Source organism: Ferrovibrio sp., assembly GCF_046297595.1.
GTDB lineage: Bacteria > Pseudomonadota > Alphaproteobacteria > Ferrovibrionales > Ferrovibrionaceae > Ferrovibrio.
The window spans coordinates 93,998-111,785 of sequence record NZ_JBKBHT010000002.1 but is presented as its reverse complement, the minus strand read 5'-3'; the positions used below and the strand labels follow the sequence as shown (position 1 = coordinate 111,785).

Sequence of the window (17,788 nt, the reverse complement as noted above, 5' to 3'; positions counted from 1 at the left end):
CGTCTAAACCTGATCAGGGACCATTGGCAGCATATGCCACGGCACACCGTTCTCATCTAGCCGGGCACGTTCATGCGCAAGAGCATGTAGCATTGGCCCCGGGGAGTGGTAAATCTCGATATCAATGATGACATGCTGCCAATCCGGCGCTGGACCAATCATGGTCAGCCGCCGGTCTGGCATGGCCTCTTCAAGGCCTTTCCATACTGCGTTGGCCTTGGCCGATACATTGCCAATCCAGAAGATGCCGTGTGCTTCAATCTGTTCTACGCCTAGCTGAACAACTCGTTCGACGGGTAAGTGATGATAATTCTCGGGTAGCACAGATAGCTCCATCGACGTGATTAAGAGTTCTTCTACACTGTCCACCTGAATTGTGCTCATTTCAACATTGACCTTCTTGCGACGCAGACCCATTTCGAACCGGAGCCCAAAGCGACCTCTTGATCGCATTGATTCGTACGAGGCGATAAGACCGACCAAGATCGCGGCTGTACATTCACCCCAGCCCTTTACCTTCAGACTGATGTCGGCCTTGTAGGTGGTAACCCCCTTGGCTTCGCGACGAATCCGACGGGACCGCAATTCCTTCGCGCACACGGCTCGTGCCTCGGTGAACAGCGCTCGGAGAGCTTCTTCGATTGATTCGCGTGTTACGCCGGGGTGCCAGACGAGTCCATGGGCATGCAGCTTTCCCTGCCCGTCATCTTGCAGTTGGATTTCCAATTCCATTGCCCAGACAGTGCCGGGGAACTTCCGGTTCCGCATGTTGCGAATGGCCTTCTTGGCCTGAGCGGCCATCGCCTTGAAGCTCGAACCAATCGGCAGGTAGCCGATATTGACGGTGAGCCACGTCAGGTCGTCGAACAGGATCGGTGCGCCCGCAGCGGCATTGAAGAGCTTCCACACACGCTCTGCTTCCTGTCGTGCCAAGCGACCTGTGCATGCCGGGCAGAGCGGATGATTGCACCGAGTCTTGTAGCGGCGGTCGAATCCGTTCACGTGACGCCACTTCCAGACCTCGCAGCGGCTCATCCGCCTAATGGCCTCGGCAACGTGGAAGGGTAGATGCTCGGTCTGAACTAAGTTGACCAGAATGCCTCGCGACAGTGGCCGCGATGAGCGTTCAAGTGCCGAGACCAGATCGGCGGCACTTAGCGGTTCGATGCGGACCGGCGTAGAGCTTAGAAAGGCAGCCACATCGAATTTCATGACCGCGTTCTCCCCATGATGGCATCAATCCGGGCGCGGCGCTCTGCCATCTTCCGATCAAATGCCAGCCTCTCGTCAGATGGTGGCGTGTTACGCATATCATCGACGGCGGCTCTGTACGCAGCCAGTTCCTCGGGATTGACGGAACCAGTGTCCTCGTCACTCTCGTGGTCCGTCCGCATGGCCTCGGCGAGCCATTGATGTTCAAGCGCCTGTCGTTGCTCGGCAGCGAGGATAACGGCGTTGAGTTCGGGATCGAGCAGACGTTCGCGGGCGAGAAATGCCAGCAGGGCATCGACGGCCGCGTTGATCAGTTCGCCTTGATTCTCGACGCCGAAGTCGCGCTGGGCTCGCTTGAGGATCGACAGGCGAAGATCGTCGATACCGCGAATTGACCGAATGGTAGGCTGCTGTGACTTGTGGCGCGATGGGGCAGCACCGGGCCGGGGAGGTCTGGTCATGGGATACCGTTGGGATGGCGTAACACGCTGGGAAGTGCCGGGGCCCCAAGGCCCCGGCGCGCCATCCCCGCGCAGCAGGTGCTACCTGCCGCATGTATTTAGGTCGCGCGACCGCTCCCGCCCAATTCAGCCCGTGGCGAATACCGAGTAGCGGCAGAAATCGTATCGACGTATCCAGAATCGGATATTTCCGGACACCCCCGCTGAACCTACATCTGCCTTGGCGACCAATGGTGGCTCGCCAGACTTCAGTGAGTGTGACCATGAGAACTACGACTTATGCCCGCTTCTTCCGCACGCTTCAGAGCGCAACGGAGACGAACTACATTCCGGGCGATGCCCCGGCAGAGAGCATCATAGGTGGAAAGATGTACCGGGTCGCGGATTCGACGCTGCTTGCGACCTACGCGCGGTCGTATGAGACATTCGGTGACGCATGGCTTGACGAGGACTTGTACCGCTCCGCCAACGGCCGGCTGTTTCTTCGCATTGTCGGAGGGCCAGAATCCATTCACCACATAGGTGGTGTCGGTGGCGGTCAGTTGCTGCCGTTGGATGCCGTGGACGCCAAGCGGTGGCTTGAGTTCCGCGGTTTGATCGGGGAGTACATCGCGATCTTCGGAGAACCGGAGGCGGCATGACTAGTGGATGCGCGAGGACCAGCCCTCGCGCATCTTTTTCGAATGCTAACTACTCGGCCGCTTGGGCGGCTTCGTCATCCCACTGGCGACGCTTGGACGCGCCCTTCCGATTCCGTTGCGAGATCGGAACCGCTATGCCGAAGTGCGCTGCAGCCGAACCCATGTCCAACGACAGCAACGAGGGATCGCCCAGTTCCAGCGTTTCCTCGGGCATGGCTGGTTTTACACCTGTCGCTTTCATGACCTCTGCGGCCACGGCTTTTGCTAACGGGGGCGGTACGCTGTTTCCAACCTCGCGGGCGCCATGCCATTTCGTCACGTGCATGCGGAACCAGTCTGGATAGCCGTGCAGTCGCATCATCTCGCGCACGGTTATGCAACGAGCATGCTTGTAATGAATTGGCCGCGGGCTGGTGAATGCCCCTCGTGCGGAGTCCGTTCCGGCTCGCAGGGTATTTGAAACACCCTTTTCGGGCAGCTTGAAGAAGCGCGAAATGGGTTCGATCTCGCCCCCCGCTGTCTGTGCGAACCGGCGTCGAGAAATATCCGTATGGTCTGTCCGCAAGCTACTGGTCAGAAGCTCCGGATCGAATGACCGCCGGTAGCTGAAATCGTCGCTGCTGTTCGATAATCCACGAAGAATCATCGCGTACCGACTTGGCTTCTTCCACTTCACCTTAACCGCGTCGGATTCAAGCAGTTCGTCGAAATCTTCGGCATCGGGCAGGTCTTCTAATGCATCCTTGCAGGACGGGCCTTCGGGCAAAACATCCAGAAGGCCGCGAGAACCCGCAGGCCGGCTAGTCATCGCCGGATAATCGGGCAGCTTCAGGCCCTTTCTGGCGCCCATCAAAATCAACCGCTCACGACTTTGCGGAACGGAATAATTGGCGGCGTCGAGGACTTTCCAAGGCAGACGTACGGAATAGCCTTCATGATCGAATGCTTCGATCAACTCGTCTAGAAATGCTTTGTGATTGCCGACCGTGAGACCTTTGACATTCTCAAAGACAAAGTAGCTCGCCTTGAGTTCTGAGACGATACGAACAAAATCTTTGACAAGGGAATTGCGCGGGTCATCCAGTGCGCGCTGGCCAATCATGCTGAAGCCTTGGCAAGGGGCACCGCCGAACACGACGTCAACCTTCTTCTTGCCGAGCTTCGCCGCCTTGCGAATATCGTCTCCGCTCAATCCAGTTACTGAACGGCAGATCGTAGCACAGCGCGGGAAATTAAACGCGTGAACGGCGGCATGTATCGGATCGATTTCAACCGCGGCTACAACGTCGAAGCCCGCCTGCTCGAATCCAAGCGAGAGCCCGCCAGCACCGCTGAACAGATCAATACCAATCGGCCTCATGTATCCCCAGCGCAAATATCAGATACAAAACGAATCTTGGAATCCTGAAACATACTTTGTTCAGCCCCGGAAGTCGATCGAAATTTTAACGCCGTCCCAAAAAGCGCAATAGCCTTTCCTCCAGCCCGTCCGGAGGGGCGGTTTCGCATTGCCAGATCGTGAGTACATCCCACCCTAAGTCCTTCAAGGCAGACTCTTTTTCAGTATCGCGCTGACGGTTGCGCTCGATCTTCGGCCCCCAATAGCTGAGGCGCGATTTCGGCAGCCGGCCTTTCGAGCAGTCGTGTCCATGCCAGTAGCAGCCGTGGACATTGATGGCCTTTTTCAGACTGGGAAACACGATGTCGGGTGTTCCGGGAAGATCTTTGCGATGTAGCCGATACCTGAATCCCAGCCGATGTAGGGTGCGGCGCACCGCCCACTCCGGCAAAGTGTCCTTTGTGCCGACCGCCTGCATTATCCGTCGCCGCTGTTCGGGCGTACGGGTATCCGCCATCTTGCATTCCCTACTTAAAACATCTCGTCGAAATCCCGAGAAACTGCTACTTCTGCGAAACTGAGCGTTTCGGTATGCAACAGAAGTTCAAATTCAATGTCCGCAAAGCCCGACGTATTTTTGGCCTTGTTTAATATGGTATGGCCCCCCGACGCGCCAGAGCCTATTCGGCTTCCGATGACGATTACTGGAACCGAGGTACGAGAAGCAATTCAACATAGAAATCGTAATCTGCCTGAGGGTGAGAAAGTTCTTGGTGCTGGAAATCCAGCAAATTTCCTGAAGGATTTTATACGTAAAAGAACTTGCAACGAGAACTGGCCGCGACGACTGAAAGCTCTACGCTACACAGCACGCCAGCGTTACGGCAATGAACTGGTGTTTGAGTTCGTTCCGTACCGGGATGGAGACGATCAGCCATTTCCTGACCGCTATGATCCGGTTCCAGATATGCCTGTTCACACCATTGAAACGCTGTCTATGAAGCGGGTAGCGAAGGCGCTTGGCCGCGAGGACGAGCCATGGTTGACGCAGATAATTGTAAATCAGCGAATTGCTCATACTCATCTGGCGATCTACTCACCACTGAATGTTGTGGACTTTGACCATCTGCAGATGAGCGTGAAGACCCAGCCGGAGATAGATGCGCTTTTTCTCGCCACAATTTCCGATGACGCGGGCAACGACAGCAGAGTCTTGATGACCTGTGAGGCCAAGCAGTTTAAGGAAAGAATTCTAGAAGATCAGATTAGAGAGCAAGTTCAGAAGGCATTTGGCTTCACTGAAACGCTCGAAGAGCTATACCGGATCGATGCCGTTCTTCCCACCGCTGTCCAAGTTATTCAATATGACGTGGCCGGTGTCATGAAGCGCGGGATTTATATGGTCGAATTCGAACTCGTGCGACGCGACGAATTCTTGGCCCAGCATGCCGGGGATAATCTTTATCGGATGCCCTTGAATCTGGCGTCGAGGGCTTTCTACTTGCTCGAACCGCCAGTCGTTGGGATTTCGAGCAGTCGTCGTGCCAACCGATAGCGTTATTCTCTAACTTCAGACGTATTCTGATTACTGATTATCGCGGCTGCCTAATAGCGTAGGCATCACCGAACGTAGAGTTTGTCATTCAAATTCTACGTGTGGCATATTTCTTAAATGGCAGGTGAGTCGGGTATTGCCGAAGTCGACGCAGACGACTTCGCGCGAAGATATTCTATGCGTGCTGCGAACATCATGTGGCTGCTTGGCGCGGGTGCGTCGGCAGCCGCGGGTGTTCCGACGGCTGGCGAGATGATCTGGGAGTTCAAGCAACAACTGTTCTTGAGCCAGCGCAAGGTGTCGGCCAAATCTGTTGCCGATCTCTCCAATCCCTACGTGCGCGCCCAACTTCAGTCATTCGTTGATTCTGCCGGGAATCTTCCAGCGCCCGATACTCCCACCGAATATGCCGATCTCTTCGAAGCCGTGTGGCCAAACGAGGGTGACCGCCGGACATATCTCGATGGGAAGCTCAAGGGAGCAAAGCCGTCGTATGGCCATATTGCACTCGCGACCTTAATGAAGGCGGGATTGTGCAAAATTGTCTGGACAACGAATTTCGACGCCTTGGTTGCCGACGCATGTGCCAAAGTCTTCGACAGCACCAGTGCGTTGACTAGTATTCATCTTGAGGGGCAGAGCGGAATAGACGAAATATTCCGCAGCGAACGTTGGCCGATGGAGGTCAAATTACACGGTGACTTCCGCTCACGGCGACTAAAAAACACCGGAGACGAACTCCGTCAGCAAGACGCCAAGCTCGGACGGGTGCTGCAGGACACTTGCCTGCGGTCCGGACTAGTTGTTGTTGGCTACAGTGGACGTGACGACTCGGTCATGGATACGCTAGTGGCCGCTGCAAAGCAGAAGGGGGCGTTTCCGAGTGGACTGTTCTGGCTTCATAGAGGGGACAGTCAGCCATTGCCACGTGTCACAGACCTAATCGCAACAGCCGCTGCCAATGGGATTGATGCGGCTGTGGTTCGGATCGATAATTTCGAAGAAGTGATGCGAGACTTAATTCGTCTCACCACAGGCCTCGACACTACTATCCTTGATGCATTTGCTTCAGAGCGTAAGCGTGTATCCGCCGTACCGATCCCGAGCGGCACAAGGGGCTACCCAGTGGTCCGATTGAACGCGCTTCCGCTACAAACGATTCCAACTCATTGCCGGCGTGTACAGTGCAAAATAAATGGACACGCGGAGGTCAGAGCCGCAGTGGAAGCTGCTGGCACCAATATTTTGGTGACGCGAGTCAAGGCTGGGGTTCTGGCATATGGATCGGATGCAGATGTACGAAAGACGTTCGAGCCGTTCGGCATATCCGAATTTGATCTCCACCCAATTGAATCGCATCGGATGCGGTTTGATTCCGGCGAACGTGGTTTGCTTCGAGAAGCCGTCTCGCGAGCCCTCGCACGTACGCTGAAACTGCGATTGGTACATCGTCGTCACACCGATCTCCTGTTTCCTGCCGACGTCAATGATGCGCTGTGGTCCGATCTGAAATCTCTCGTGAAGCAGTTGTCCGGCGTGGTGTCAGGGCATCCGGAGCTTCGATGGTTTGAGGGAATTGGCGTTCGTCTTGATTGGGCGGGAGACCGACTTTGGCTGACGGTCGAACCGAGAACCGTATTTGAAGGTGCAACACAAGAGAACAAGGCCGCAGCGACGGACTTTGCCAGAGAGCGGACGGTTCGGCGATACAACAAGCAACTGAATGATCTCATCGCTTACTGGGCCGGTGTCCTTTCCAACGGAGGGGAGGAATTGCGAGCGTTGAATATCGGGGCTGGGATTGACGCCGTATTCAAACTGGGCGGTGACACGGCTTTTTCGAGAAGGATTCGTTCGTGACAAGTGAGATCGCTCCGCACCTTTGGTTTCCTGAACCAAAGCTTCTGTTCCATGCGGATCGCGTGTCGGATACGGACATCCATCCCCTGCGGGGCCTATCTAGATTTGGACCGTATTCATCAGGTTTGATCCCAGACCCAATCCGAGTAGCTACGATTGCTCCGGAGGAAGATGCACCGAAGCTCTACGCTTTTATGAAGGAGCTAAACGAGGAACATGAACCCTCCGAGCGTAAGGAATACGTTCCGAAGTGGCGCGGTTTCAACACTGTCTTCAACGTCCACATGCGTGGTGCGGATAAGACGTGCCATATCAAGCTCGACAAATCCCTTCAGGCAGAATTTGATAAATCTAATACGCCTCACGTAGTTCTGGCAGACCGTATTCTTCGTGCAATTCAAGTTCTCGAAGCACATCGAAACGAGTTCGATGTGGTCTTCATTTACATTCCGGCGCGATGGAAGCGTGGATATGTGGGTGGACCGGAAGACGATTTTGATCTCCACGATCATATTAAAGCCGTTACGGCTGCGCGTGGCATTCCGGTGCAGCTTGTCCGAGAAGACAAGGCTATCGCCTACAATGACCGCGCCAGTGTCATGTGGAGAATCGGTCTTGCGCTATACACAAAGGCCGGGGGCGTTCCGTGGAAGCTGGCCGACACAGACCCGGAAACGGCTTATGTGGGTATTTCCTACGCCGTTCGACCGGTCGTATCTGACCGGCCTAGATTCGTGACCTGTTGCAGTCAAGTGTTCGATGCAGAGGGATCGGGTCTGGAGTTTGTGGCCTATGACGCGCACGATGTCGAAGTGCAGCGTCAGAACCCGTTTCTCTCGCGCACAGAAATGTTCCGCGTAATGACGAGGTCGTTGGACTTGTATCGGCGGCGACATGCGGGCCGCACTCCACGGCGGGTGATTGTCCATAAAACGACCGAGTTCAAGGCAGAAGAGATTGACGGTTGTATGGAGGCGCTACACCTGTGCGAGTCGGTCGACCTGATTCAGGTTGTGGAGGACGTTAGCTGGCGCGGCGTAAAGATCGAGCAAGCGAGGGGCGATGGGCAGCGCGGAAGTCCTGCGGCCTATCCCGTGCAACGAGGGACGGCCCTCAGCCTTGGGCCAAGAGAAAGCCTGCTTTGGATTCATGGTGAGGTAGGGGGAGTGGCAGATCGTGCGCCATATTTTCAAGGCAAGCGCAGCACGCCTCGTCCGATAAAGCTCGTCAGACATGCAGGCCACGGACCATGGGACGATAGTGTCCGTTCGGCACTCGCATTATCGAAGATGAACTGGAATAACGACGCGCTTTACGACCCTCTGCCTGTCACAATGGGTTATGCGAAGGTTCTCGCACGGGTAATCAAGCGCATTAATGGTCTTGGGCGCACGCCGTATCAATTCCGCTTTTTCATGTAGTCTGTACGTTTGTGCCCGCACGGTTTGCAAGCTAGTTCGTAAACCACCAATAGGGGGCGAACTCGTTTTTATCATTGGTATGTGTCATAGTCGAACTGCATACCCTGCAGCGGTAATCTGTCTCTTCCCAACCGCCCATAATGGAGCGTCCCGGGCGTTCCTGCATGACTACAAGATCGGCATGAGGCCCATCCCGTCTACCAAGGGTCTCTTGTTTCTTGCAGGCAACACATCGCTGCACTTCTTCCATGATTCATTTCCCAGTTCTGCACCCGTGGACGTATTCCAGCTCAAATGCGCCCCAAGGGCTTCTTTAAACTCTTCTTCACGGGTTTCTTCGCTACCTTCTTTACTGATTTGGTCTTCGATTCTGACTTAGCCTTCGTGACAGATTTTGGTTTTCCGAGTATCGCCAGCATTTTTTCGCTGATCCGCGCAAGCTGATTTCCGAGATTATAGACTACGTCTCCGCCGGTATTTTCGCCGAGCCAGCGGCAGTTCACTTGGATGACGTAGCGATCAAAGGTAACAGGCAAACCGATCATAGCTTTGCGCGTTTGCACATTGGCATCGCTAAGGCGGAAGATGTAATTGGGGTCGCCCTTCAGGGTTGAAGCAAGGAACTCGATGATCTTGGCCTTCTGACCCCGTGCGATGATGTTGGTTCGCCTTCCGACTGGTCCCTTGGATTTCACTTCAGAGATTACGTCAATTGAGGCGACGGCGCTGTAGCGGCGGTTCTCTGCCGTTTCGACCATCATCAATTCAAAGCCGATGTATCCGTGGTAGCCGCTATCCGCGACACCGTAATCAGTATGCCATTTTGGTTCGTCGATACGGCTTTGTGATTCCGTAACGACAGGTGCAAGCCCTTCAAGTGCGGCTCGCAACCCGTCATCAAAGCTCTGCCGGAAGTCCGCATACATTTTTTCCTGTATGAGCAGGGGAATCTCGCAGTCGTCGATCACTACAGGTAGGATAACAACCCGGCGCTCAGCCATCTCGCGCATGAGACTGCTATTGAGTTCCTTTCTACACCATTGCGACTTCACTGATTCTTTGGACAGAACAACGATGATCGCCGTCGCCTCGGTCAGAGCGTTCTGAATCTTTTCGACGAGCGAGTCGCCGACGCGCATTTCCCAGCGATCCATCCACACAGCCATGTCATGCGCGACAAGTTGGGCGGCGAGCGCATCCACAAAGCGCGAGTCAGTGCGTGAATACGATATAAAGACAGGCATATCCTCAACCCCAGTTTATCGGGGCCAATATTAACATCGCGGAAATTGAGACACTACCGGGCTAACTCAAATCGTGAATATGTTTCATACGGGCCTAGCGCCTCTGGGTCTTACCGCCTGAATAATAGTTTCAGTGCTCAATTCCGCGCGTATCCGCCGAACAGTCACCGGGGCTATCTTAAACTTTCGAGCGATGGACCGGACCGGTGTATCCCGCCGCAGCTCGCGTTCGATACGGAGGCGTATTGCGTCCGGCAATGCAGGACGCCCAAGACGCTTTCCTTCCGCCTTGGCCCGTTGAAGCCCGGCCTGAACGCGGTCGACGATCAGGGCTCGCTCGAACTCGGCGAATACGCCCAGCATGTGAAACAGGGCTCGGCCCGCCGGAGTCGACGTGTCGACGGCCTGTCGGTGCAGATAGAGGTCGACGCCACGGTTTTGGACCTCAGCAAGGAGTCCGACCAGTTCGGAAAGGGATCGGGCGAGCCGGTCGACACCCCAGACGGCGACCATATCGATCTCGCGCCGGGTGATGGCCGTTAGCAAGCGGTCGTAGCCCGGTCGCTTCTCCCGGCCTTTAGTGCCGCTGGCTTCGTCCGTGATGACTTCCGTCACCTGCCAGCCGAGCCGGTCAGCCACTGCCGTCAGGTCGGCGATCTGGTTGGCGACGGTCTGGCGGCCGTCGGCAGTCGACACACGGCAATACAGGGCAACCCGTTTGCCCGATGGGACAAAAACGGATGGTTTCGACCCGGTCCGAACCGGGCTTGCCGGACCCGCCGTTTTCGCGGGTTTCGAATTCGGCTGGCGAGAGGGGTTTTTGTCCCCTTGGATGTTACGGGAAGATCGCAGGTGGCGGGCCAAGTGGTGGGCTCCATGCAGTTGGGTCCTACCCTACGCAGGGAGAAGAGGGTTTTGACGGGCCCGATCAGCGGTTGGAGATTGTCGTACGCGGTCGGTCCGGGCAGACTCCGCTCCATGTCCGAGGGGGATTCCTACCCAGCCGCTCCGGAGCCGATTAAGGTACCGGTCGCCCAAAAGCATCCCGAGCTTCACCACTATACGCGGTGGGATGGCCTAGAGGGGATATGGAAGTCGCAACAACTCTGGGCGGTCCGCTACGACGCCCTGAACGATCCCACGGAGTTCCGACACGTGCGGGGTCCGTTGGTCGAGGCGATTATTCCGTTTGCAAAGAACTACATCCGGCGAAAGCGTCTCGGACTTCAACGGCTGAACCGGGCGATAATCGAAGGCGGCGGCATCGATATTGTGGCCGCTCAAGAAGTCCGGTCGTACATCGACGCCATCTATGAGGCGACCGAGAAGGCCCGTACCGGGGACAACTTCATCGTCCCACACATCACATCGTTCTGCACGCACAGCGGCGACCATGACTATGAGCGATTCAACGGACTACTCAGCCAGTGGCGTGGATACGGCGGCGAAGAATCTTTCGCGGTGGTATTTGATACGGCCCGGCTGGAAGCGATGCTCAAGGAAGAGCACGCCCGCTTCGAATACATCGGCGCTGTCCTGACTGAGGCAATCTACGCCGACGATGAGTTCAATATGGAAACTGCCTTCCCCCGTCTCACGCAAGGTGTCGGGGAGAATTGGCGCAGCGTGATCCAAAATGACCAGCATAATGTCGGTCAACATCTAGAAGACTTGCTCGATGCGGCGATCCGTATCAAACACAGAGCGTTCCATGAAGAACGCGAAGTCCGCATTGTCGTTTTCCCGGTCGATCCCGGATACGCCAGCAGCCCCTACGGCCGCGAGATCAAAAAGCCAGTCAAACCGCCAGAGACATTCCGCAAGCCGCACGTCTCGCTATTCGGTCCCGACCTAGGACCACTGCCGATCACTCGCATAATCGTAGGACCGAGCCGCGATCAAGACGCCGTCATCGAAAAGGTCCGCAAGCTCGTCGATGATCGGGTTCTGGTGTCGCCGTCCAGCACGCCGTTCCGGCCATAGTCGAGTTCTGAGGACACGGTGGATATATGAAAACCCCCAAGACACCCGATGGCAAGATTGTCACTCGCTATCTCGATCTCATGGTCGAGATCAAACAGCGGATTGCAATCATTGATAGCGTGATCGACCGCTCCGAAAAAGGCGGGAACTACCTTCCGCCGAGAGCAACATATGAAGTGTTGTACCTACAGCTACGATACATCTGTGAGTTAATCGCATTGGGAAGCCTGCTGATGCATGAGGACATTCCAGCGACTCGATCCGCGACGATGATGAAGACGTACGCGGCGGACCATATCATGACGATGCTGCATAAGCTGAAACCGGACTTCTATCCGACGCCCATCGCGGGGGCGCAGACCCGGAAGTTGTCGGTACTGCCGGGAGAGACGCAACCTCGGAAGCATCACCACATCACGCCACTCAAGGAAGGGTATCTCGGTCGGGACGATCTGAAGCGGCTTTACGCGAAGACTGGCGAAGTCCTGCACCAAGGCACACTCAAGACACTGCTGTCCGGTCAGAAGCGGGAAATCGATTTCACCGCGATCACGGACTGGCGAGACAAGATCATCGCCTTACTGAAGGAACATATAATTTCCATCGGTGATGGCGATGTGAAGGTCATTGTCCAGATGCGGCCTCTAGGTGAACGTGCTGAGGCGACGACATCGATTGCAGCACCGGCCGGATTCAGGGTGCCGGGAATAGATTAGGTAGAGTCGAATTTGAGTAGCCCCCCACCCGTCGAACCTGTCGTGGGACTCCCGGTCGGATGGAACGATGCGCCACTCTGACTCCGCGCTCAGGAGCCGTCGTGGTGTCCGCTGCTGCGTAGAAGTGCTCAAATTTCTTTCGTGTTTCCCAGAGGAAAAGCGGATGAAATTTGGCTTTTCAGTTTTCTAATCGGTCTCGACCTGCACGGTCGTCCAGACGCCATTGTGCATCAGCTTACAGACCAGTTGCCGCTGCACGTCGGTCTCGCCACCGGCATTCAGAATCATCCGTCCGTAAAAGCACGGGATCAGTTTGCCGTGATAGTAGGTGTCGTTGGCCTTCTGGTCCGGGTACAGCAGAATCGAACCGGAGTTGCCACTGCTCGGATTCTGCCAGAACTGTTCGCGGCCCAGACCGTCGCCCGCCCGCTGGAACGCCTCGATAGCAAGTCGACGGTCTTCGCCTGTGGCGGCAGAAGTCGTGCGGGCCCATCGGGCAGCAGTCTCGGGCAGTACAACGCCACGACGCTGATCTGACTGTAGCCGTGCCAGCCTGTCCTGATGTCTCTGCTCGTCGACGCTGACCGTGGCTTGGCTGGAGGCCCTTTGGGTGCTCTGTCTGGCGGCATCGTAGATCAGAGCAGAAAGCTGGTTACCGCGCCCAAACAGGATGTTGCTCGCTGACCGGGTTTCATTGGTGTTCGGATCGTAGCGGCCCAGCAATTGGTTGGCGGGGGAACGTGCCTCCTTCTGGCCGTCATGCCGGTTGATAATCTTGCCGATCAACCGATTCTGCGGATCGCGGAATTCCTCAACGCCGCTCTGGCTGAGAGTGGGCTGGTGTGACGCCAGCAGAACCGCTAAGGCAAGGGCCACTGTCCGGACCCGCGATTTCATCAGGCGGCCTTTCGCAAGATCATCTTGCAAGGATTCGTCCCCCAGCCACCGTCGGCTTCGATGGTTCGGTCGTCGACCACGGGTCCGCCGAAGACAATGGCCCATTTGACCAGAGTATTCTCAGCCGACGGCGATACGTCCTCCAGCAGGCCGTTCGCTCCGATCAGGCCGCTGGCCGAGAATTCGCCCGGCTCGGTAATCGTACCTGAGAAGCCGCGAAGTCCGGCGGCCACCTGAGTCCGCCATCTGAAGACGCCACCCGTCACTTGAAGATTGACGATGTTGCTGAACGGCCTTCCGCCTGCCAGAGCCGAGCATTCCATCAATCCGGACCATGAGCCGTCGAAGCGGCTGGAAAGTATCTGCGGGGCATTGCCGACCACGGATGCGATCTCGCGAGTGGCATTCTTGCGAAGGAAAGCGACGACCTGCTTCATGGCGTCCGGATGCTGGCTAACATCATGGGGCGTGCTTGGATACACAATGGAGCGTGCATTGGGATAGTTGCGCAAGTACATCCCGCAATTGACACCCGCATTAGGACCGCCAGCATACCATTCGTCGTTCTGTCCTCGGATGGCGAGGATTGGCTTGTCGAAGGGAAGCTTGATTCCCTCAAGCTGTCGGTTGCTGTGCGGCCCACAATGATAGCCGAGGATTATATAAGAGCGGAAATCACCAGTCGGGATGTTGTGCACCGTCATGCCACCCATTGAGAATCCGGCGACTGAGATGTTGTCGGCATCCACCCATGTGAATGCAGCGATACGCTTCCGGACCATATCGGCCTCGGCGATCCGCGCCTGAACTTCGGGCAGACCGATCCGGGACTTGAATGTGGAGGCATCCGCATAGGGCGCGACAGGCCGGGCCAGACTGTCTGGGGCGAAGACAACAAAGCCCGCCTCTGCCATCGCGCGGATTATCTTCGTCACCTGCGTCGAATGCGTACCGAGGCCGGTAGACCCATGCAGGAATACGACGGCAGGGTAACGGCCTGTGACAGGCCGAAGCTCCAGCATGCGGTCGAGATTGCGACCACGGGTAATGAAGCTGGAAGGCCGGTCGGGGAAGACGATCAGGGTGTTCGACCAGACATTCTCAAGGGCCTGAGGGTCTTCGGGGTCATCGGGCGCAGATTGTGCACCGCTTCCGAAGACAGTCATGGCCAAGACCAGCATCAACGCGAAAGCGTATCGCATGGGGATAACCTGTCAGGTAGCTGGAACGTTTTGGTCGGTAGGTGCGGTGATTCGACGGTAATGATCCTTGTCGATCTGCATCATCACTAGGCCGACTGGAGCCTTGTCCCCGTCCTTCACGGCCTGAGCGAATTGCGTCCGGACGCTTTGTTCCCGCTCTGACACCCAGCGTTGCTTCTCGGCATCGGTCAGCGGCAGCCAGTTGCGAGCGATCCATGGATCACGTGCCAGATCGGGCATCTCGGACAGAACACGGTCGATGCCGTCGACGATCTCCAGAATGGTGGCGGTCTCGTAAAACTTAACCGCGCCGTCCGCGTTGGCATGCGCGGCCTTCTCGAAGCGCGGTACAAGAACGTGCCGGAAGTAGACGCCGAGAACCACTGCGACTGCCGGGAAGAACAGGCCGACGAAGGCTAGAACGATCAGTCCTCTGTTGGCTTGGCTGAACTCGGACCATTGGGTCTCGTCCGGGCCGAAGGTGTAGCTCTTCCAGACGACGCGCAGGGCGATCCAATAGTAGTACAGACCGAACAGGAACAGCGTGACGCCGAGATACAGCAGGCCGTGATCCATCGTGCCCTCCAGCTAACAGTCTTGAACACTATAGTGTCTAGCACTAAAGTTGCCAAGATGTTGCCGTCCGCCCATGGACGCGCAGAAGCTGGTGGCATTGAATTTGAAACGTCTCCGCTTGCAAAAGCAGGTATCGCAGGAGGAACTGGCGGACGGGGCAGGGATAGCGCGGACGTATGTTTCGAGGTTGGAAAGAGCGCTGGAGAATCCGACAGTCGACGTACTGGACCGTCTTGCCCACGCCTTAGAAGCAACCATTCCCGATTTCTTTAGAATCCCTATGCCGCGAGACCGGGAGCCAAAGCCCCTTCCCACCGGCCCCAAGCGCGGGCGTTAACCCATGAAAACCCCGCCCATTCGAAGAGGCTAATGGAGCGTCTCACCCTCTTCTCTTAAGAGGATGCGCTTGTATACCTCACAGTCATAGAGTTCGATCAGTCCACTATACCCATACATGATCTCAACCAGATTAACGTGCTCCGCTTCTGACGCATTCGTCCAGTTACTTGCGGATTCATGATGTGGACTAATGTCGCCGTTGCTCGCGATATACATTGCGGCCTGATGGATACTTCTAATGTGTTGTGGCGCCTCAAGGGCAAGTAATGCATAGCCCAATAGGGCACGCCAGATTATCACTCTCCGACCGAATTTCTCCGCTTTCACTTTCATTAGATCGGTGGAAACGACTCCGTCGATGAACTCAGCCTTCTTTCTCCAACCCTTTATCGGATGCAGAAGGTCAGCAATGGCCTGTGCTGGAGTAACTAGGTATTGTTCACGTAGCCGGATAGTGCGGTCGATGACACATACGGTACTGTCAGGAATACCCCGAACGGCGCTCAATGCTTGACGACTGGGGAAGTTAATTATCGTGCCAGAATGCGTCATTCTTGCACCATGCGATTGTCGCGCTTCACGTTGTCTTGCGGTATGAATACCGAGTACTTGATCTTCTCTATTGCTTCAGCCAAGTCCGACATGGTCCAGCCGTTGCCATAGGTTTCGGCTACATCCGAGACAGCATGGCCTTGCAATCGGTCACGCAAGGCTTTCTCTATTCCGGCGGCACGAGCGGCATCCTTAAAGCCGTGCCGGAACGAATGGAAGACCTTACGATCATCTTCGATTCCTAGTTTGCGAAGCCAACGATTCCAGTCACGCGAGAATTTCTGCGTATACGATCCGCGCTTGTCCTTTCTCAGGTCGGGGAATAGGCGGTGGTGCCCGGCGTCATGCATGCGCTGGACATATTTCAGGAAGCCCCACCGGACCAATTCCGAATGAATTGGAACCTGTCGAAGTGACCCGAGCGTCTTAAGGCGCTTGGTTTCGTCGTTCTGATCCGTGATGTCGATGTAGTAGAACCCGTCGATGGGGTATTGCCGAATGTCTTCAAGGAGCAGTTGGCCAAGTTCTTCTAGGCGTGCACCGGTATAGAGCGCGAGCAGTGGCAACCAATAGGCTGCGTCTTCAATGATCTTTTTGCCCGGCAGGGAGCGGTACTTGGCTGATTTGAAGCCTCGATACACTGTACTGCCGAAGATGATGAGATGATCTTCAGTACTGAATGGAAGTCGCTTGCGGGCGGCAGCTTCTTTTGGCGCAGCGTCGGGCTTCAGATCGCGCGCAGGACTTGCGTCGATAATCCGACCCTCCGCCCAGTTCAGGACTGTCCGAATGGCGGTGAAGTACTTATCCACGGTATGACGGCTTATCATATGATACTTGATGCCTTTCTTTTCCCAAATGCGAATAATGTCTGGTAGTGCAAGCCGGCGCTCAAACCGGGTCAGATTCAGCGGACATCGCTGCAGCATTTCCCGCCACTGAATCAGATGAAATTTGCGTAGATCACCAATTGCAATGTCGCCGACGTACTCGATTAACCTGCGCCATGCCAGACGCCACTCGTGTTCGGTATTTGACGGGTATTGCTTCTTGGCCAGATACCGATTCAGAAGCTCGCTCAGTGGTGTGCGGCTTTCATCAACGACCGGCGGTGGAACCGGGGTGGCAGATGATTCAGGCGGCTTCGGTAGAGCAAGGATGTCGCGTGCAAAGCGGAAGGGTTCAAAGGCGATTTGGTCCTCTGGCGGCAGGCCGCCGAAATCACCGTCATAATCGGGCATGGCCTGACGTACCGTGTGATCCCGGTGGTATTCGGCCGGGGCAAGACGGAAGACGTGTGTCAGTACCGTATCGCTGGGCGGTTGGCGCATCCGGCGTAGGTAATCTAGGTAGTGAGACACAGAAGCCTTGAGTTCATCGGCGCTGTTGAACGGCGGGATTGGCCCGCTGATCATGTCGCTGTCATACATGTCCTGAAGCAGCACGTCGTTGTAAATGGCGTCGAGCCATCCACCAACGACCGATACCGCTCGTAGCAGGTCAAGGTCCGCGACCTTTCCTCGACGTGCTGCGGCCAACTGCCGTTCAGCGTCGGCTGCGATGGGGGCCATCTTGAGCTTGGCTTCTGCCAGATCGCTCGTTTTCAACGAGATGGTGATCTCCGTCTTCCCGCCGAATTTGCTGCGAAGTGCAGGCGGGATCACACGGCGATACTGGTAGATGTTGTCTCGGGTTCGCTTGAGATGAGGAATGGATGTCATGTCAGTCATGCCGTGAACATTGACCGACAAGCCCCTTCCGACCAGTCGACGACCAATGCATTCGGCCAG

Annotated in this window: 18 protein-coding genes; 7 read left to right on the top strand and 11 right to left on the bottom strand. The window is 56.1% G+C overall.

All coding sequences use genetic code 11. The features are described from left to right. Positions 1–3 precede the first annotated feature (3 nt). Positions 4–1,212: a hypothetical protein gene (locus ACK4FJ_RS06195; protein ID WP_409764980.1), complete on the bottom strand. Its 1,209-nt coding sequence runs from the start codon at positions 1,210–1,212 to the stop codon at positions 4–6. Then, complete coding sequence (locus ACK4FJ_RS06190; RefSeq protein WP_409764979.1) at positions 1,209–1,673, bottom strand: hypothetical protein; 465 nt, start codon at positions 1,671–1,673, stop codon at positions 1,209–1,211. Before ACK4FJ_RS06190 ends, ACK4FJ_RS06195 begins: the two co-directional genes overlap by 4 nt. Positions 1,674–1,936: 263 nt before the next feature. Here ACK4FJ_RS06190 and ACK4FJ_RS06185 point away from each other — a divergent pair, with 263 nt between their 5' ends. Continuing rightward, positions 1,937–2,314: a hypothetical protein gene (locus ACK4FJ_RS06185; RefSeq protein ID WP_409764978.1), complete on the top strand. Its 378-nt coding sequence runs from the start codon at positions 1,937–1,939 to the stop codon at positions 2,312–2,314. A 49-nt stretch (positions 2,315–2,363) separates the two neighbouring features. Here ACK4FJ_RS06185 and ACK4FJ_RS06180 read toward each other — a convergent pair whose 3' ends face one another. After that, the gene (locus ACK4FJ_RS06180) at positions 2,364–3,674 is read right to left on the bottom strand and encodes a DNA cytosine methyltransferase (RefSeq protein ID WP_409764977.1); all 1,311 of its coding nucleotides are present in this window, start codon (positions 3,672–3,674) and stop codon (positions 2,364–2,366) included. Between the two features lie 85 nt (positions 3,675–3,759). Further along, positions 3,760–4,170 carry a very short patch repair endonuclease gene (locus ACK4FJ_RS06175; RefSeq protein ID WP_409764976.1) on the bottom strand — a complete coding sequence of 137 codons (411 nt, stop codon included), beginning with the start codon at positions 4,168–4,170 and terminating at the stop codon, positions 3,760–3,762. A gap of 177 nt (positions 4,171–4,347) precedes the next feature. Here ACK4FJ_RS06175 and ACK4FJ_RS06170 point away from each other — a divergent pair, with 177 nt between their 5' ends. The 3 genes from ACK4FJ_RS06170 (at position 4,348) to ACK4FJ_RS06160 (ending at position 8,489) form a co-directional block, all read left to right on the top strand. Further along, positions 4,348–5,208 (top strand): hypothetical protein, encoded by an 861-nt coding sequence (locus ACK4FJ_RS06170; RefSeq protein ID WP_409764975.1) that lies wholly within the window; start codon positions 4,348–4,350, stop codon positions 5,206–5,208. Positions 5,209–5,325: 117 nt separating this feature from the next. Then, positions 5,326–7,068 (top strand): SIR2 family protein, encoded by a 1,743-nt coding sequence (locus ACK4FJ_RS06165; RefSeq protein ID WP_409764974.1) that lies wholly within the window; start codon positions 5,326–5,328, stop codon positions 7,066–7,068. After that, positions 7,065–8,489, top strand: coding sequence for an argonaute/piwi family protein (locus ACK4FJ_RS06160; protein ID WP_300295641.1), 1,425 nt, complete (start codon positions 7,065–7,067; stop codon positions 8,487–8,489). The genes ACK4FJ_RS06165 and ACK4FJ_RS06160 overlap by 4 nt, the downstream gene beginning before the upstream one ends. Positions 8,490–8,779: 290 nt before the next feature. Here the strand turns inward: ACK4FJ_RS06160 and ACK4FJ_RS06155 are convergent, their stop codons facing one another. Both ACK4FJ_RS06155 and ACK4FJ_RS06150 read right to left on the bottom strand, forming a co-directional pair. Then, the gene (locus ACK4FJ_RS06155; protein ID WP_409764973.1) at positions 8,780–9,733 is read right to left on the bottom strand and encodes a toll/interleukin-1 receptor domain-containing protein; all 954 of its coding nucleotides are present in this window, start codon (positions 9,731–9,733) and stop codon (positions 8,780–8,782) included. An 84-nt stretch (positions 9,734–9,817) separates the two neighbouring features. Continuing rightward, positions 9,818–10,441 carry a recombinase family protein gene (locus ACK4FJ_RS06150; RefSeq protein ID WP_409765513.1) on the bottom strand — a complete coding sequence of 208 codons (624 nt, stop codon included), beginning with the start codon at positions 10,439–10,441 and terminating at the stop codon, positions 9,818–9,820. Positions 10,442–10,711: 270 nt separating this feature from the next. On the opposite strand from ACK4FJ_RS06150, the gene ACK4FJ_RS06145 reads away from it, so the two are divergent. Together ACK4FJ_RS06145 and ACK4FJ_RS06140 are read left to right on the top strand one after the other, a co-directional pair. Next, positions 10,712–11,716 (top strand): DUF2971 domain-containing protein, encoded by a 1,005-nt coding sequence (locus ACK4FJ_RS06145; RefSeq protein WP_409764972.1) that lies wholly within the window; start codon positions 10,712–10,714, stop codon positions 11,714–11,716. A 26-nt stretch (positions 11,717–11,742) separates the two neighbouring features. After that, complete coding sequence (locus tag ACK4FJ_RS06140) at positions 11,743–12,432, top strand: hypothetical protein (RefSeq protein WP_409764971.1); 690 nt, start codon at positions 11,743–11,745, stop codon at positions 12,430–12,432. A 186-nt stretch (positions 12,433–12,618) separates the two neighbouring features. On the opposite strand, the gene ACK4FJ_RS06135 is transcribed toward ACK4FJ_RS06140, so the two are convergent. From ACK4FJ_RS06135 to ACK4FJ_RS06125, 3 genes are read right to left on the bottom strand one after another with little or no spacing between them, the layout of a single operon-like run. Next, on the bottom strand, positions 12,619–13,329 hold the full coding sequence (locus ACK4FJ_RS06135) for a hypothetical protein (RefSeq protein ID WP_409764970.1): 711 nt from the start codon (positions 13,327–13,329) through the stop codon (positions 12,619–12,621). Continuing rightward, positions 13,329–14,531 carry a dienelactone hydrolase family protein gene (locus ACK4FJ_RS06130; RefSeq protein WP_409764969.1) on the bottom strand — a complete coding sequence of 401 codons (1,203 nt, stop codon included), beginning with the start codon at positions 14,529–14,531 and terminating at the stop codon, positions 13,329–13,331. Before ACK4FJ_RS06130 ends, ACK4FJ_RS06135 begins: the two co-directional genes overlap by 1 nt. A gap of 12 nt (positions 14,532–14,543) precedes the next feature. Further along, on the bottom strand, positions 14,544–15,107 hold the full coding sequence (locus ACK4FJ_RS06125) for a hypothetical protein (protein ID WP_409764968.1): 564 nt from the start codon (positions 15,105–15,107) through the stop codon (positions 14,544–14,546). Between the two features lie 73 nt (positions 15,108–15,180). Here ACK4FJ_RS06125 and ACK4FJ_RS06120 point away from each other — a divergent pair, with 73 nt between their 5' ends. Continuing rightward, positions 15,181–15,444, top strand: coding sequence for a helix-turn-helix domain-containing protein (locus ACK4FJ_RS06120; RefSeq protein ID WP_409764967.1), 264 nt, complete (start codon positions 15,181–15,183; stop codon positions 15,442–15,444). 29 nt (positions 15,445–15,473) lie between these two features. Here ACK4FJ_RS06120 and ACK4FJ_RS06115 read toward each other — a convergent pair whose 3' ends face one another. Continuing rightward, positions 15,474–15,998 (bottom strand): hypothetical protein, encoded by a 525-nt coding sequence (locus ACK4FJ_RS06115; RefSeq protein ID WP_409764966.1) that lies wholly within the window; start codon positions 15,996–15,998, stop codon positions 15,474–15,476. After that, positions 15,995–17,728 (bottom strand): DUF6538 domain-containing protein, encoded by a 1,734-nt coding sequence (locus ACK4FJ_RS06110; RefSeq protein ID WP_409764965.1) that lies wholly within the window; start codon positions 17,726–17,728, stop codon positions 15,995–15,997. Before ACK4FJ_RS06110 ends, ACK4FJ_RS06115 begins: the two co-directional genes overlap by 4 nt. Positions 17,729–17,788 lie beyond the last annotated feature (60 nt).

What these genes read in the sequence shown, in the direction of transcription:
- ACK4FJ_RS06180 (WP_409764977.1), bottom strand. Translation starts at nt 3,674, where the DNA reads ATGAGGCCGATTGGTATTGATCTGTTCAGCGGTGCTGGCGGGCTCTCG.
- ACK4FJ_RS06120 (WP_409764967.1), top strand. Translation starts at nt 15,181, where the DNA reads ATGGACGCGCAGAAGCTGGTGGCATTGAATTTGAAACGTCTCCGCTTG.
- ACK4FJ_RS06140 (WP_409764971.1), top strand. Translation starts at nt 11,743, where the DNA reads ATGAAAACCCCCAAGACACCCGATGGCAAGATTGTCACTCGCTATCTC.
- ACK4FJ_RS06170 (WP_409764975.1), top strand. Translation starts at nt 4,348, where the DNA reads ATGACGATTACTGGAACCGAGGTACGAGAAGCAATTCAACATAGAAAT.
- ACK4FJ_RS06125 (WP_409764968.1), bottom strand. Translation starts at nt 15,107, where the DNA reads ATGGATCACGGCCTGCTGTATCTCGGCGTCACGCTGTTCCTGTTCGGT.
- ACK4FJ_RS06155 (WP_409764973.1), bottom strand. Translation starts at nt 9,733, where the DNA reads ATGCCTGTCTTTATATCGTATTCACGCACTGACTCGCGCTTTGTGGAT.
- ACK4FJ_RS06195 (WP_409764980.1), bottom strand. Translation starts at nt 1,212, where the DNA reads ATGAAATTCGATGTGGCTGCCTTTCTAAGCTCTACGCCGGTCCGCATC.
- ACK4FJ_RS06130 (WP_409764969.1), bottom strand. Translation starts at nt 14,531, where the DNA reads ATGCGATACGCTTTCGCGTTGATGCTGGTCTTGGCCATGACTGTCTTC.
- ACK4FJ_RS06175 (WP_409764976.1), bottom strand. Translation starts at nt 4,170, where the DNA reads ATGGCGGATACCCGTACGCCCGAACAGCGGCGACGGATAATGCAGGCG.
- ACK4FJ_RS06135 (WP_409764970.1), bottom strand. Translation starts at nt 13,329, where the DNA reads ATGAAATCGCGGGTCCGGACAGTGGCCCTTGCCTTAGCGGTTCTGCTG.
- ACK4FJ_RS06145 (WP_409764972.1), top strand. Translation starts at nt 10,712, where the DNA reads ATGTCCGAGGGGGATTCCTACCCAGCCGCTCCGGAGCCGATTAAGGTA.
- ACK4FJ_RS06185 (WP_409764978.1), top strand. Translation starts at nt 1,937, where the DNA reads ATGAGAACTACGACTTATGCCCGCTTCTTCCGCACGCTTCAGAGCGCA.
- ACK4FJ_RS06115 (WP_409764966.1), bottom strand. Translation starts at nt 15,998, where the DNA reads ATGACGCATTCTGGCACGATAATTAACTTCCCCAGTCGTCAAGCATTG.
- ACK4FJ_RS06190 (WP_409764979.1), bottom strand. Translation starts at nt 1,673, where the DNA reads ATGACCAGACCTCCCCGGCCCGGTGCTGCCCCATCGCGCCACAAGTCA.
- ACK4FJ_RS06165 (WP_409764974.1), top strand. Translation starts at nt 5,326, where the DNA reads ATGGCAGGTGAGTCGGGTATTGCCGAAGTCGACGCAGACGACTTCGCG.
- ACK4FJ_RS06110 (WP_409764965.1), bottom strand. Translation starts at nt 17,728, where the DNA reads ATGACTGACATGACATCCATTCCTCATCTCAAGCGAACCCGAGACAAC.